The sequence below is a fragment of the Verrucomicrobium spinosum DSM 4136 = JCM 18804 genome (genome assembly GCF_000172155.1).
GTDB lineage: Bacteria > Verrucomicrobiota > Verrucomicrobiia > Verrucomicrobiales > Verrucomicrobiaceae > Verrucomicrobium > Verrucomicrobium spinosum.
The window spans coordinates 7813873-7827863 of record NZ_ABIZ01000001.1 but is presented as its reverse complement, the minus strand read 5'-3'; the positions used below and the strand labels follow the sequence as shown (position 1 = coordinate 7827863).

The 13991-nt window shown below is 60.7% G+C and carries 12 protein-coding genes; 3 read left to right on the top strand and 9 right to left on the bottom strand.

Annotated elements, in window-relative coordinates:
- Positions 1-78: 78 nt before the first annotated feature.
- The 9 genes from VSP_RS38360 to VSP_RS31450 all read right to left on the bottom strand — a co-directional run bounded on the left by VSP_RS38360 (position 79) and on the right by VSP_RS31450 (position 9912).
- On the bottom strand, positions 79-1779 hold the full coding sequence (locus VSP_RS38360; RefSeq protein WP_009965748.1) for a sialate O-acetylesterase: 1701 nt from the start codon (positions 1777-1779) through the stop codon (positions 79-81).
- 91 nt (positions 1780-1870) lie between these two features.
- Positions 1871-2764, bottom strand: a complete 894-nt coding sequence (locus tag VSP_RS38355; protein WP_009965746.1) for an alpha/beta hydrolase — start codon at positions 2762-2764, stop codon at positions 1871-1873.
- Between the two features lie 64 nt (positions 2765-2828).
- The gene (locus tag VSP_RS38350; RefSeq protein WP_009965745.1) at positions 2829-3446 is read right to left on the bottom strand and encodes an acyloxyacyl hydrolase; all 618 of its coding nucleotides are present in this window, start codon (positions 3444-3446) and stop codon (positions 2829-2831) included.
- 79 nt (positions 3447-3525) lie between these two features.
- Positions 3526-4563, bottom strand: a complete 1038-nt coding sequence (locus tag VSP_RS31475; RefSeq protein ID WP_009965744.1) for a hypothetical protein — start codon at positions 4561-4563, stop codon at positions 3526-3528.
- Positions 4538-5125 (bottom strand): DUF6036 family nucleotidyltransferase, encoded by a 588-nt coding sequence (locus VSP_RS31470; protein ID WP_029190908.1) that lies wholly within the window; start codon positions 5123-5125, stop codon positions 4538-4540. Before VSP_RS31470 ends, VSP_RS31475 begins: the two co-directional genes overlap by 26 nt.
- A gap of 131 nt (positions 5126-5256) precedes the next feature.
- Positions 5257-5733: a tRNA (cytidine(34)-2'-O)-methyltransferase gene (locus tag VSP_RS31465; protein WP_009965742.1), complete on the bottom strand. Its 477-nt coding sequence runs from the start codon at positions 5731-5733 to the stop codon at positions 5257-5259.
- A 917-nt stretch (positions 5734-6650) separates the two neighbouring features.
- Positions 6651-8132, bottom strand: coding sequence for an SGNH/GDSL hydrolase family protein (locus VSP_RS31460; RefSeq protein ID WP_009965741.1), 1482 nt, complete (start codon positions 8130-8132; stop codon positions 6651-6653).
- Positions 8133-8181: 49 nt separating this feature from the next.
- On the bottom strand, positions 8182-8850 hold the full coding sequence (locus VSP_RS31455; RefSeq protein ID WP_009965740.1) for a 3-keto-disaccharide hydrolase: 669 nt from the start codon (positions 8848-8850) through the stop codon (positions 8182-8184).
- Between the two features lie 126 nt (positions 8851-8976).
- Positions 8977-9912, bottom strand: a complete 936-nt coding sequence (locus VSP_RS31450) for an AEC family transporter (protein ID WP_009965738.1) — start codon at positions 9910-9912, stop codon at positions 8977-8979.
- Positions 9913-10077: 165 nt separating this feature from the next.
- Here VSP_RS31450 and mtnA point away from each other — a divergent pair, with 165 nt between their 5' ends.
- From mtnA to VSP_RS31435, 3 genes are all read left to right on the top strand, one after another.
- Positions 10078-11196 carry an S-methyl-5-thioribose-1-phosphate isomerase gene (gene mtnA / locus VSP_RS31445; protein WP_009965737.1) on the top strand — a complete coding sequence of 373 codons (1119 nt, stop codon included), beginning with the start codon at positions 10078-10080 and terminating at the stop codon, positions 11194-11196.
- Between the two features lie 109 nt (positions 11197-11305).
- A complete protein-coding gene (locus VSP_RS31440) occupies positions 11306-13495 on the top strand; it encodes an AMP-binding protein (RefSeq protein ID WP_009965736.1) in 2190 nt (729 codons plus the stop codon).
- Positions 13496-13608: 113 nt separating this feature from the next.
- Positions 13609-13962, top strand: a complete 354-nt coding sequence (locus VSP_RS31435) for a glutaredoxin family protein (RefSeq protein WP_009965735.1) — start codon at positions 13609-13611, stop codon at positions 13960-13962.
- Positions 13963-13991: the final 29 nt, after the last annotated feature.

Below are 13991 nucleotides of genomic sequence, written 5' to 3'. Positions count from 1 at the left end.
GCCAAAGAAAAATCCCGGATCCTGCACACGGCGCGCCGTGGAAGATCCGGGATGAAGATGGACTTTGAGCGAGAGCGACTAAGCGGCCTTCGGCAGGGCTTTGGGAGCGTCCTTCTCAGCGGGTTTGACGGCGGGGACAGGGGCTGCGGCCGGTGCCGCCGGTTTTGGCGCAGCGAAAGGGCTTTCCACCCCTTCGGTGGACAGTTCCCATTTGTCGGAACGGAAGAGGCTGGCAGGGAAGCCTTCCTTGTTGATCAGATTGGCCTCGGGGCACCAGGCGGTCCAGGCATAGCGCACGGCCACAGGGTTCTTCACTTCCTCACTCGAGACATGGATCTGCTTGCCCACGATGCGGGCTTTGGCCGACTTCCACACTTTGTCTTCCCCAGCGATGATGAAGCCTTTGAGCTCCCCGCCGTCCCGGGTCGTCAGACCGCCGCCCACGTTGCTCCAGCTCACCACGATTTTGTTCCCGGTGACGGACGCGCCGCCAAAGATGGGGCCACCGCTGATGCCATTGGGCTGATAGTCCTTCTTCTTGTAGTCTTTCACAAGGGCCTGTAGTGCCAGACGGCGTCCCACTTCCTGCTTGTTGCGCGGGTGGATGTCTTTCTCCTCACCGATGTCGTTGGCCACGGCCAGCCCGCTCTTTTTCACCCGCAGGGCAGTCTGGAGCTGGGCCCACTGCAACTCCGCCCAGGTATCGGCGGCCCCAACCGGCTGGGGCCAGGTGCGGCCGTTGCCAAATCCCGCCAGCTGCACGATGTAGAAACTCAACTCGTCCCCCCATTGCTTGCGCCAGTCGGCGATGAGTGTGGGCATGAGCGTTTGGTATTGCACCGCGCGCGGCTGGTTGGACTCGCCCTGGTACCAGATGGCACCCTTCACGGTGTAGGGCACGATGGGGGCCACCATGCCGTTGAACAACACCGCAGGGCGATGCTGGGTCGTCTGCTGGTTCTCAAACGGGCGCGGAGCTCCGGGGACGGGTTGTTGGGTGGCACCGGGTTTGGCGTTCTCGGCTTTGATCTTCTCGATCTTCTCCTTGGTCGCAGCGGCGGCCGCCTCATGCTTGGCCCTGGCTTCTTGCGCGTTGTAGGTTTTTAGGAAATCGTCCCAGGCTGTGATGATCGCGGCACAGGTGGGTACGGCCTCCAGGGCTGGCTTGCTGGTCCAGGCTTCCGCGCGGGTCCCGCCCCAGGAGGTGTTGATCAGCCCCACCGGCACGTCCAGCGCCTTGTTGAGCTCACGGCCGAAGAAATAACCCACGGCGGAGAAGCTCTTCACCGTTTCGGGTGAGCAGACCTGCCAGGAGGGGCGCTTCTCAATGTCTTTGAGCGGCACATCCGACACGGCCTTGGGCACGCTGAAGAGACGGATCTTCGGGTGATTGGCGGCAGGGATCTCCTGCTCGGGATTCACCGCCCTGTCCACCGTCCATTCCATGTTGGACTGGCCGGAGCAGACCCAAACCTCACCCACGAGGATGTCTTTGAACACGACCTCATTCTTCCCCTTCACCTTCAGTTCGGCGGGTTCTGCACTGGCCTTCAGGGCGTCCAGTGCCACCTTCCAGGAACCATCAGCTCCGGCTGTGACCTGCTTGCTCTGGCCGCCAAAGGTGACGGTCACCGCCTCACCCGCATCGGCGGTGCCCCATACTGCAACAGGTTTGTCGCGTTGCAGCACCAGGTGATCGGAGAATACAGCGGGAAGTTTGACGTCGGCATGGAGCAACCCGCCAGACAGCAGGGTCGCAAGGAAGAGAGAGTATTTCATGGTTGAGGTGAGACAACAGATCGCAAAGTGCCCAATTGAAGCGGGCCAGCCCGGGCCTGGCAAGCAGAAGGAGCCCGTCCGGCGCGGATCGCTACTTCGCGGTGAGTAGCCCGTGTTTCTCCATAAATGTCTTAGCCTGGCGCAATGTTTCCCAGACTTCAGGCTCCTTGTTGAAGAATGCATGCGTCTTGCCCTCAAAGACGGAGATCTCGCACTCGCCGCCCAGCTCCTTCACCCGCGCCGAGTAGTCCTGCACAGATTTGAGAGGCACCGTCGTATCGGCCGATCCGTGGAAGATGATCGTGGGCGGGGCTCCCGCCTTGAGGTGCTGGTAGGGACTGAGCTTGAGCAAATCTGCCAGTTTCTCCGGGGTCATGCCGGCCCGGGCGGCGGCGATATCCAAGTTTACCGCCGGATTGAACAAAACCAGGGCTGCTGGCTGGGTTTCAACCTTCAGGTCATCGCCTGCATCGTTGATTTCATCCAGCGTGGTCAGCGTCGCGGCCAGGTGTCCGCCAGCGGAGCCGCCCCCGCCGGCGATCTTGGCAGGTTCGATCCCCAACTCAGCAGCATGGCCCCGCACCCAGCGGAAGGCCGAGCGTGCATCCTTGATGCAGTCCACCAGCGTCACGCCCTCTTGGGAAGTGAGCCGATATTCTACAGAGATAGCCACCATGCCCCGCTCTGCCAGCTTGGCTGACTGGCGGGCGAAGGCAGTGGGGCTGCCGTTCTTCCATCCGCCGCCGTGGTAGAAGACGATGGCGCTGCGGCGGTCCTCCGCCTTCCACCCCTCGGGCTTCCAGATCCAGAGTTCCAGCTTTCGGCCTCCCACCTCCTTGTACACCTTCTTTTCCGAAGGTTGCGGGAGCGCTTGAGCGCCCTTCGCCGAGGTGGGTGGGGAGGGCTCCTGACTCCACACGACTTGGATCGCAGGAGCAGAGAGCGCGAAGACAAAAATGAGAGACCAGAGGGGGAGAATTTTCATGACGGGAATGGCAGCGGGCCTTTTGGCAAGCGCCCGCTGGAAACGTCATCCCCACACTCGTCTGTCAAAAATGCCAGCCAAAGCTCAGCATGGGTCCCAGGGAATCGATACCGGGGTTGATGTCATCCAGATCCGTGTTGGAGATGTGCTGGTAGTAGAGACCGAGAGCCAGGCTGCCGCGTTCGCACACCCGCAGGCGTGCACCAGTGTAGGCGAAGTACGTGAAATTCAGGTCCTGCCCCTGGCCACCTTCCACTTCATAGCCCTTGCTGTCCATGAGCCCCAGACCACCGCCGGCGGAGAAGAAGAGGTTGAAGCTGCGGGATGGGTTCCACCACTCCAGGATGCCCGAGGCGTTCGCGCCGATGAAATAGCTTTCCGGCCCCTCAATGATCGGCTCGATCAGCAGGCTGAAGCGGTTGCGCAGCACCAGATCACCTCCCCACAGCCCGCCCTGCAGCACGGCCGGGGACTTGAACGTGAGCATCTGCGGCAGGATCACATAGTTTAGCGGGGAGGCATTGTGCCCCACGCTCCACAGCGCCCCGGTCTCGAGGTCGAACTCCCAGTGCTTGACGGGATCATACGCAGTCTCTTGCGGCACCGTCGTCACCGGACCCGCATGAACCATCGAGGAAAAAGAAACCATGGCCAGGCCGGCCAGCAGGACTCGTCGCAACATGGCGCGAGATTAACCGATCCCCGGCAACAGGAAAGGGGAAAGGTGGGGGAGGGAGGGGGGCAAAGAGACAGGTCATCTCTTAGAGGCGTGCGATGAGAGGTGGGAGATGACTGGCCAGACTCTTGAGCAGTTCTTCACTCCCGGAGCGAACTCGAAGATCCAGCGAGGCTAGAAGCCCGTCGGCCATGTACGCCTCGCCGTGTTTGGCCAGCACTTCCCGGAGTTTCGATGAAATCGTCACCTGAGATTTGGGCTTGGCACCTGCCGGAGGAATGGTCGCGAGCACTTCTTGAATCAACTGGAAGAAAGGTGCCCACCGGAACCACTGGGGAATGGGCTGACCGTCCGAGAGGAAAGCCCAGTCGGACGGTCGGATCTGATACCGTCGGTTGGCTCCTCGGCGCACTTTGTTGTATCGCACGGGCACCTCTGCGGTCAGGAGATGACCCGAAAGCGTCATCTCCTGTAAAAGAGTTTGTAAGGTGCGCGGTGCGTATCCCGTCATTCTGGCAAGCTCGGACGCATGGATGGGCGAGCCTCCGGCCAGTGCAAGGATGATCTCCACTCTCGCACTCACCCCAATAAGGGATCGCAGTGTCACGACGAGGTTGGCAATTTGACGATGATCCGGTGGGCCGCTCATGCCTCGCAACTGAACGCGGGGGCGGTCAACCCCGTAGGTTGCAAATTCCGGGTCGGGATCGTGAATCAGATTGCTGGGTTCGTGGCAAAACAGCTGCTGCTTGGGGGCGGGGTGCAATTCCTTGGCGTTTACGGCCTTCCATCTGGGTTGCCCGGCGTTCTTGCCCAACCACTCTGCCATCGCTCCCAGCACGGTCGGGTCTCCCAGTGCTGTGGACGACTGTAGATTCTTCAACCTTTGAAGGTTCAAAAGCGTGCCAAACTGGGCCAGCCAATCCAACACCTCTTCAAACAAGCGGGGGTCCTCACGGCCGAGGACTGTGGTTGCCAGGACAAGGGCTTCAGGATCAATCATCCTGTCTGGCGGGGCTTTCTGCCCGTGCCCTGCCACGCCCAAGCTGCACCACTGCCGCCAGAGCAGGTCGAGCGAGGCTTGGAGGCAGTTTTGCCTAAAGTCGTGCAACCAAGTTTCCATAGCCGAGAGCTTTAAGAGTGTTGTGAACCAGCCCGGGAAAAACCACGCTCGCGTCTTGGGTGAGAACCCACCGCGAGGCGGCAAGCAGCTCTTCATCTGTGGGGGCCAAGATCTTGAGATCGTGGGAATGACGCCCTTGCCCCTGATCCACCACGGCGAATAGCTTGAGGTGAATCAAGTCGAACCGGGCAGGCAGATAGATGGTGAGCACCGGGCCGAACTCCTTTTTCGTAAGGCGAGAAAAGAAGCCCTCCGGCAAACCGGCTGAAACCTGATCTGCAGGCCCCGTATTCAACCAGTCAGGGTCGAGCTGAAGCTCCGCAGCCACTTGGGCGGCGGCAAGTTTGAGCGACTCTGAAAGAGGACGCGGATCCTGTAGTTCGTCCTTGGGGTCCACGATGGCCAGGATATCCACATCGCGGGTGGTGCGAGAGATGAGGCCCTGAGCTAACAGAGCAGATCCTCCCACCACGACCAGATGCTGCGGCTCGCCCCCTGCCTCTTCCAGCAGGTCACCCAACGCTTGAATTGCGCCTAGGAAAGTGTCCGCATCAATTTTCATCGTTTCAGCATATTATGCGAGTATTAAATGCGCATTTAATGCGTATTGTATGCGCTATTTGCTGGTGCGCAAGTTGAGTTGAACCGAAGCCCGCTGACGGACCGGCCCGGAAGGCGCTCCTAGCCGCCAATTTACTGGACTGCCTGCGGATTGGGAACACTTCCCGTCTGCCGCACTGCCTCATAGAGCACGATGCCGACTGCGGTGGCCAGATTCAGGCTGCGGGTGTCCAGCATGGGGATGCGGAGGCAGGACGCGGGCTGCTCTGCCAGGAGGGATTCAGGGAGTCCGCGGGTTTCAGGGCCGAAGACGAGGTAGCACTCGGCGGGGAAGGTGGCGTTCCAGTAGGTCTGGGTCGTCTTCGTGGTGAGGTAGTAGAATGGGGCTCCGCTCGGGGCCGCCTCGGCCTGCAAGTCCTCGAACCGGTCCCAGACCCGGACATCCACGTCCTTCCAGTAGTCCAGCCCGGCCCGTTTGAGCTGCTTGTCATCAATGCTGAAGCCCAGCGGCTTGATGAGGTGCAGTCTCGCTCCGGTGGCCAGACACAAGCGGCCCACTGCGCCGGTGTTGTGAGGGATTTCTGGCTGGTAGAGGACGATATGGAGCATCGGAGATGCTAAACTTCAAAAAGCAAAAGCCAAACTTCAAGGTGACCCGCTGCGCGGGAGACACCAGACTGCCAGACACCAGACACCAGACACCAGACTTGAGCTGGCGCAAAGGAGTCCATGCTCAGTGGAGTTGGTCAGGTTGGTCAGCAACAGGAGCGAGGGACATTCCTGTCCCGGTCCGCCCCAAACGTCCCATGACGTTGCATCCCGTCCCAACCTCCAACCACCCCGGGCTGTAGGGCGACCGCTCCGGTTGCCTCAATCAGGCGCCGTTCGCGGCAAGCGGAGCGCTTGCCCTACAGCGTCAATAACCGATTAAAATCGGAACAGTGTTCCAGGGAAGTTGAGATGCCGGAGGCGACGTCGCTGGCATCCGCTCCGGGATGCAATACTGAATCTGATCTTCCGGAGGTATCAGTCGCTCCGCTCCTTCAACCTTCCGGCTAATGGCTTTGATGCCTCCGGCATCGGGCAATCCGGGCTGGGACACCACCCGATCGTCAAAGTCGGCAAGCCAACTTCCCGATGAGGCGGCCATCTTCTCGTGTTACTCACACCCATCGACATCCGCTTGCCCAATCTCTCCGCTCCCGCCCCGACGGAGACCGTCGCCCCGGGCGTAGTCCGGACGTGCCGCCCGCTGCGCGGGAGACAGAAGACTTGAGCTCTCGTATGGCAGTTCGCGTCCAGTGACCCTTCAAGAAAAGAGCGAGGGACATTCCTGTCCCGGTCGGACGTGCGGTCCCTGACGCAGCAGACCTCATCACGATCAAATGCCGCACCGCGCTGCGTCCCGCCGCTCCCACAGCCGGTTGGCACAACTGGACAACGCCCGCGGCGGCAGCTGAAAGGAGTGCTGGTCCCGCATTTTGAGCCAGCACTCCTTTCGTCCCGCCGCGCAGCGGGTGCTGGGATTACGCTGCCTTCTTCTGCTCCGCAGCGGGGGCTGCTGGAGCGGGTGATGGCGCAGGCTTTGCTGCGGGCTTGGCGGGGGGTGCGGTCACGGCGGGAGCGGGTACCACGGTGGGATGCACGTCCACCTTCAGCACCGGGGGCTTGTTGATCTTGTAGATCTCTTCCTCGTATTTGGCGGCCAGGGCATCGAGTTCGGCGCGTTTGGCCTTGAACTCGACCTGCCAGGTTTCATAGGCGGCGGGATCGGCTTCCCGCTTGTTGAACATGCCCTTCTGCTTGCCCCACAGGTTGCGGAGCGGGCGCACGGCCTCGTCATTGCGCTTCTTGTTGAGCGCCGCCACCTGCATGGACTGCTGGTAGGTGGGGGAGTCCGGGTCTTCCTGGATCTCGGCATGCACGGCGAACTGGCGCTCATCCCAGGTGCCGACCATCTTGCCGTTCACCAGGAGGTCGTAGCGGCCGTTGATGAGGCCGGAGACAACCAGGGACTCCTGGGAGGCGGTGTGACCGGCCTTCGTGAGCCTGGCCCCGATGGGGGCATCCGCATAGGGGGTCCAGGGCAGGGCGCGCGGCTTGACGGTGTAGCTCACGGAGCGGCCAGGGTTGCCTTTTACCTCCGTCACCACGCCGGGGTTCAGGGTTTTCCACTGCCCGTTCACCACCTTGACACCGGCACCCAGGATGCCGCCGGTTTCACCCGTCTGTTTGAGGAGGGAGTATGCCATGACGAACTGTCCGTCGTTGCCGGGGTGGATGGCATCGGCGATGAGGGTGAAGTTTGGATCCGTGCGACGCTGGTCCACGGTCAGGGTGTTGAGGGGGCCAAAGAGATCCACGAACTGGTAGCCGCGCTTCCAGGCCGTTTCCTGCAACCACTTGCCGTAGTACGCCAGCACGGCGTTGTAGTTGTCCACGATGCGGCCCTTGGCGTAGTCGGGTTTTTCCTTGATCCGGACGTCCCAGGCCTGGTGGTCAAACATGGTCGGACTCATCACGATGACCCGGCACTTGATGGCATCAAGACGATTCATGAGCTCAGTCATGCCCTTCGCATAGGTGTCGAAGGTGGCCTTGTCGAAGTCCTTGTAGCTGCCGTCGTTCATGCCCAGCAGGATGGTGGCCACGGTGGGCTTGAAGGCGGCGATGTCTTCCTCGAACCGATTGAGGGCGTCCTGCGCGCGGTCGCCGCTGATCCCGGCATTGCGGAAGTGCAGCCGCAGATTGGGATAGCGGGTGTAGAAGAAGTTCTCCACAAACTGGGTGTAGAGGCACTGGTGGGTGATGGAGTCGCCGATGAAGATGAAGCGGTCATCGTTCTTGAGACCCAGGCCCTTTGGTTGGGCTGCGGGTTTCGGCTTGGCCACTGCCCCGGGTGCGGGAGCCGCTGGTGTCGCAGCAGGCTGCTTTTCCTGAGCGTGGGCGGAGTGGAATGCCAGACCCGCAGCCAGGGCGGTGGTGGTGAAAAGGAAGCGTGGTTTCATGGGGAAAGAGTTGGAGCTATTGAATCAAAAAGCGGGGGGGCATCCCAGCCTAAAGCGTCTTGATCTGGAGGTTCTTGAACTCGACGGGGTCTTTGTGACCGCAGATCACCAGATGGCCCTCTTTGTTAAGCAGCCCCGGGTGTTCGTGCCCGTCGATGGGCTTTTGCGTGGCCAGGTCGGCGTCCACGATGGTCACGCCATTGAGAATGACTTTCACCCTGGTGCCCTGGGCGATGATTTCCTCCGTGTTCCACTCGCCGACCGGCTTCATGCCCTCGCGTCTGGCCGGGACGACTCCGTAGATGCTGCCGTGGTGTTGCCAGTCCTTGATGGTGGCGTGCTTGGGCACGTTGGCGTCGATGATCTGGATTTCCATCCCGTTGAGGTGCGGAGCGGCCTTGCTGCCGGGCTTGATGTCATCGCAGCGGATGCCCATGCCGTTGTTGGCCCCCTCAGAGAGCTTGAACTCAAACTTCAGGTGGAAATTGCCATAGGTCTTCTCGCTCACCAGATGTTTGCCCTCGGGGGTGCATCTGAGCACGCCCTTTTCTGCCTGGTAGCCGGTCGCGGTTTCGGCCTTCCAGCCCGCAAAGGTTGAGCCGTCGAACAGAGAGGTGAAACCCTCGTCCGCAGCGGGGCTGGTCAGCGGGATCAAGGAGACTAGGGCCAGCAGGGGGAGCGCCCGGTAAAATGGGCGGAGAATGGCAGGGAGGGGCATGGGGAGAAGGAGTTGGCTGAGAGAGGCAGAGAACGCAGCCCAGCCCCTGTCCCTTGCGAGGCAGTCACTTTCGCATCAGATACAGGCACTCGTGGTGCAGTTCCACCGCCTGTGACTCCTTCCTGCTCAGATGCCAAACCACCGCAGGGCAAAGCCGATGGCAAATGGGGCGGTGAAGATGCTGGCGATGGTGGTCGCCACAATGACCAGCATGGCCGTGGGCGGGTGGCCACCATAGTGGCGGGCCAGCACCATGGTGAACACGGCTGCAGGCATGGCTGCCTGCACAGAGAGGATTTGTTTCATTTCCGTACCGAGGGGGAGGAGCGCTCCTGCCAGCAAAAAGGTCCAGGGCAGCACCAGTTGGCGCAGCACCGCGCTGGAGACGGCCGTACCCCAGGCAAATCGCTCCTCGCCAATAAGGTCCATGATGCTGGCGCCGATTAGAATCACACACAGAGGCACGGCACAGGCCCCGAGCTGGCCCATCAGCGTATGCAGCATGGTGGGGATGTACGCGCCCACTCCGGCATAGTGAAGCCCCAGTGCCACGAGGATGCTGAGGACGGGCGGATTGATGGCATGCCGCCAGGGAGCCTTGCCAAAGCCAGTGAGCAACCCCACGCCAGCCGTCCACATGGCGATTTCCACCCCAAGGGTGTAGGTGAAGAGCACGCCGACCAGGGACTTGCCAAAGAGGGCCTCCGTGACCGGGATGGCCACGAATCCGTAGTTTTGAAAGCTGGTGCAGAGGGCAAAGGTGCGGGCTCCCTCGCCACGTTTGAGGCCGAGCAGGGGGGTGATCCAGTAGCAAAGGACCATGGCCACCACGACCAGCCCGAAACCAAGGGTGGCTGCCAGCAGCACCTGCAGACCGTTCTTGAGCGCCGGGTTGCCCACAATACGCTCGACCGCCAGACACGGAAAAAGCAGCCTGATGGCCAGCGTCATGATTCCCGCATCGGACTCCTTCTTCAGCCAGCCAAACTTTCGCGCCAGCGCTCCTGCCAGCATCGTCAGGTAAACGGGCATCGTTGCAGTCAGAACGGCAGCGGGAGACATGTTGGGCGTGAAGATGAAGAGTGAGTGGGGAGGTGGCGTTAATTTTGTTTCCGCAGCGGCCGGACGGGTGTTTGGTCCCAAATCTGCCGGATTCTGGTCCAGTCTATGCACCTGTTGACCGCCGCTGCCCACTGAAAAGAAGCCTCACATCCGCGCTCCAAGCTCATGCACATCCATGGTACCCCTCACCGCACCGTCCAGCTCAAACCTGGTGAGCCGCATGTGATCGAGATCATTGACCAGTTGAAGCTCCCGTGGGCCTTTGAGCTGGTCGAACTCCGTTCCGTGGCAGAGGTCGCTGTGGCCATCAAGGACATGTGGGTGCGTGGGGCCGGGTGCATTGGTGCCACAGCTGGCTACGGCATGTGGCTCGCCGCCCTGGAGGCAACCGGGGAGCCTGATTTCCATGCCGCCTTCCGCCAGCGGGCGGACCAGCTCAAGCGGACACGGCCGACGGCGGTGAACCTTGCTTACGCGGTGGACCGGCATCTCCGCCTTCTTCAGGAGCACCCGGAGCCGTCTGACTTCCTGCCCCGTGCCCAGGCTCTCGCAGAGGAGATTGCGGAAGAGGACGTCCAGGCCTGTCGCCTCATCGGCCAGCACGGGCTGCATCTCATTCGTGCCCTACACGAGAACAAACCTGCGGGAGAGCCGGTGAACATCCTTACCCATTGCAATGCCGGCTGGCTGGCGTTTGTGGATCACGGCAGCGCCACGGCTCCGATCTACGCTGCGCACGCCGCAGGCGTGCCCGTGCATGTCTGGGTGGATGAGACCCGCCCGCGCAATCAGGGAGCTCGACTCACCGCCTGGGAGCTGGCACAGGAGGAGGTGCCCCATACAGTGATTGCCGACAACACCGGAGGTCACCTCATGCAACACGGCTTGGTGGATCTGGTGATCACTGGCGCAGACAGGGTTACTGGAAATGGGGATGTCGCCAACAAGATCGGGACTTACCTGAAAGCCCTGGCTGCACGCGACAACGGCGTGCCTTTCTACGTGGCTCTCCCCTCCAGCACGATGGACTGGACGATGGGTGACGGACTGAAGGAAATCCCCATCGAGCAACGGAACGGAGATGAAGTGGCCTGCATGGAAGGACTCACGGCTGCAGGCGCTCTGGAGACGGTACGGTTGTTCCCTGCGGCGAGTCCTGCGGCCAACTACGCGTTTGACGTCACCCCGGCGCGCCTTGTCACCGGATTGATCACCGAACATGGGATCTTTGAAACCAACCCGCAACGACTTCGTCACCTTCGAAAAAAAACGGAGGAAGGTTGACTTGAGGCCCTTCTTGTCCCAGACCGAATTTCAGCGTTTTTTGCGGCCGTACTTTGTCAATTCCTCGTTTGGTATCGGGCAGAAACCTTGCTAGCATTCAATCCCATCCATGTCGACTCTCCACGAACCGCCCAAGCTCAAGGAAATCCTCATACTCGGACAGGAGCATGTGCTATCCGGGGGAGTCTTTCTCATCCCCAGCCAGTTGGCGTATTTTGACCTCCTGCATCTGGAAAAATTCCTTTCGGGGCGCCCGGTGGTTTATGTGAAGGACAAGTCTGCGCGGGTGGAGGCTCTTGTGGAAAGTCATCTGCACGGCGAAAGCGTCCGGGTGATTGAGTTCGACGGGACTGCCCCCGATGTGGCTGCTCTCTCCGCGTCTGTGAAGGAGGAGGTGGCAAAGGGGTCCGTTCTGGTTTACGTGACACCAGACACTGCCACCCAGCCGGCCGCCCTTTCTTCCGTTCCAGGAGCCCGGCTGGATTTGTTTGTTTCTCTGGGGGTATCACTGCAGCCGCTGCACATCTTGCACACGAACGATGTGGTGCTGGCCATCGAGTCTCCCAAGCCCAAGGGTGATGCCGTGTTTGCCTTCGGCCCCGTGCTGAAGGGGGAGAAGGTCAACACCGCAGCGCTTTTGGAGTCCATGCTGGTGCTGGCGGAGGCCTGCTTTGCCAAGAATCCGCTGCTGGACCGCAACCTGGCCTATGCCCTTCTGCAAGGGCTGAAGAAGCATGGTTCCAAGGCGCATCTGTTTGATGGCAAAGATGATCAGGCCTGGCGTTACGACAAAGTGCTCGCTGCAGCCATCGTGCTGAGCAAGCACGTGAAGTCCGTAACCCAGAAGTCCCGGGTGGGCGTCATCCTGCCCCCAGGTTTTGGGGCCATGGTGGCGAACCTTGCCGTCCTGTTCGCTGGCAAGACGCCGGTGAACCTCAACTTCACCGCAGGTCGCCAGTCGGTGGAGAGTGCCATGAAGCAGGCGGATCTGGACCACTATCTCACGGCGGATCTCTTTGTCCGGAAGCTACAGACGTTCCCTTGGCCGCCCAACCGGCAGCTCACGTTCATTGAGCGCCTTCTGCCGCTCAAGCGGGCTGCCATCTCGCAGTGGTTTGTGTTGTGCAAACTGCTTCCCGCCAGCGCCATCGCTGCGTTATTGGGCATTTCGAAAAAAGGAGGCCATCAGGAGGCCCTGCTGCTCTTCACGAGCGGCAGCAGCGGCGAACCCAAAGGCGTGGTACTCACTCACCGCAATCTCATGGCCAACGTCTGCCAGTTTGGCAGCCGCCTGAACCTGAACGCCAGCGACAGCATTTTGGGCTGCCTCCCGCTCTTTCACAGCTTTGGCTGCACGGTGACTCTGTGGTTCCCCATCATTCAGGGCCTTTCGCTGGTCACTTACCCGACCCCGCTTGAAACGAAGAAGCTCGCGGAACTGATCTACAAGCACAAAGTCACCCTCAAGATTGCCACCCCAACCTTCCTGCGCGGTTACCTCAAGGGGATCAACCCCGAGTTGTTTGCCTCACTGAAGCTGGTGGTGACGGGCGCTGAAAAGCTGCCCAAAGCCGTGGCGGACGCATTCGAAGGCCGGTTTGGGAAAAAGGTGCTCGAAGGCTATGGCCTGACGGAGACCTCACCAGCCACCAACGTCAACCTGCATGATCCCGCTCCTGAGGGTGAGGGAAGCGCTGCCGCCGTCTTCCCAAGTCATCGGCAAGGGAGTGTCGGCCAGTTGCTCCCCGGTCTGGCCCTGCGGATCACTGATCCCGAAAGTGATGAGCCGCTGCCCGTCTTGAAGAGTGGCATGGTGTGGTTCAAGGGTGCCAACGTTTTCGAAGGTTATCTCAAGAACCCGAAGAAGTCCGAGGAAGTCATCAAGGAGGAATGGTTTCGCACTGGCGACATCGGCCGCCTGGATTCCGATGGCTTCCTTTACATTGAAGGGCGCATCAGCCGCTTCTCCAAGATCGGAGGAGAGATGGTGCCGCATGAGACGGTGGAGGATTCTGTCAACAAGACCCTCGGTCTGGAGCACGAACTCGCCCGGCGCATTGCCGTAGTGGGTGTTCCTGACCAGGAGAAAGGCGAAGCTCTGGTGCTGCTCACTTCTGTTTCCGGTGGAAATGTGCAGCAGGAGATCCTCGATCTGCGCTACAAGTTGCTCGACCGCGGCATGCCGCCGCTCTGGATCCCCAAAAAGATGGTTCGCGTGCAGGAGATTCCCGTCCTGGCGAGCGGCAAGCTGGACGTCAAGGCCTGTGAACGTCTCGCGAAAAGCGCCGGCGGCTGGTAGCAGACAGCGGGTACACACTCTCCCCTACTGGTTTGGCGGGTTGCATTTTCCCTGCCGGACCCTAGGTTGGGGGCGTACCCTTTCCTCAATTTCATTCCAAACCTGCCCTCTCCATGAGCCAACCAAAAATTACTGCCTACCTCAAGACCTACTGTGGCTGGAGCGAAGGTGTGCGCGCCATCTTCCGCAAGTACAACCTGCCTTACGAGGAGAAGGACATCATCAAGAACCCTGCCTTTCGTTGGGAAATGGAACAGAAGAGCGGCCAGCCTCTGAGCCCCTGCGTGGAGATCAATGACACGATGCTGGCGGACATCAGCGGTGAAGAAGTGGAGCGCTGGATGCTCGAGAACCATCTGCTGGAACAGAATGACGCTGAACCCGATGCTCCGATCAACTCCTCCTGCACCGACGAACAGCACGCCGCCATGGCCAAGCAGTCCGGTGCCGTGAAGTTTATCGCGTAACCAGAGCGTTTTTTACTTTGCCGCCTCCC

What these genes read in the sequence shown, in the direction of transcription:
- VSP_RS38360 (WP_009965748.1), bottom strand. Translation starts at nt 1,779, where the DNA reads ATGAAATACTCTCTCTTCCTTGCGACCCTGCTGTCTGGCGGGTTGCTC.
- VSP_RS38355 (WP_009965746.1), bottom strand. Translation starts at nt 2,764, where the DNA reads ATGAAAATTCTCCCCCTCTGGTCTCTCATTTTTGTCTTCGCGCTCTCT.
- VSP_RS38350 (WP_009965745.1), bottom strand. Translation starts at nt 3,446, where the DNA reads ATGTTGCGACGAGTCCTGCTGGCCGGCCTGGCCATGGTTTCTTTTTCC.
- VSP_RS31475 (WP_009965744.1), bottom strand. Translation starts at nt 4,563, where the DNA reads ATGGAAACTTGGTTGCACGACTTTAGGCAAAACTGCCTCCAAGCCTCG.
- VSP_RS31470 (WP_029190908.1), bottom strand. Translation starts at nt 5,125, where the DNA reads ATGAAAATTGATGCGGACACTTTCCTAGGCGCAATTCAAGCGTTGGGT.
- VSP_RS31465 (WP_009965742.1), bottom strand. Translation starts at nt 5,733, where the DNA reads ATGCTCCATATCGTCCTCTACCAGCCAGAAATCCCTCACAACACCGGC.
- VSP_RS31460 (WP_009965741.1), bottom strand. Translation starts at nt 8,132, where the DNA reads ATGAAACCACGCTTCCTTTTCACCACCACCGCCCTGGCTGCGGGTCTG.
- VSP_RS31455 (WP_009965740.1), bottom strand. Translation starts at nt 8,850, where the DNA reads ATGCCCCTCCCTGCCATTCTCCGCCCATTTTACCGGGCGCTCCCCCTG.
- VSP_RS31450 (WP_009965738.1), bottom strand. Translation starts at nt 9,912, where the DNA reads ATGTCTCCCGCTGCCGTTCTGACTGCAACGATGCCCGTTTACCTGACG.
- mtnA (WP_009965737.1), top strand. Translation starts at nt 10,078, where the DNA reads ATGCACATCCATGGTACCCCTCACCGCACCGTCCAGCTCAAACCTGGT.
- VSP_RS31440 (WP_009965736.1), top strand. Translation starts at nt 11,306, where the DNA reads ATGTCGACTCTCCACGAACCGCCCAAGCTCAAGGAAATCCTCATACTC.
- VSP_RS31435 (WP_009965735.1), top strand. Translation starts at nt 13,609, where the DNA reads ATGAGCCAACCAAAAATTACTGCCTACCTCAAGACCTACTGTGGCTGG.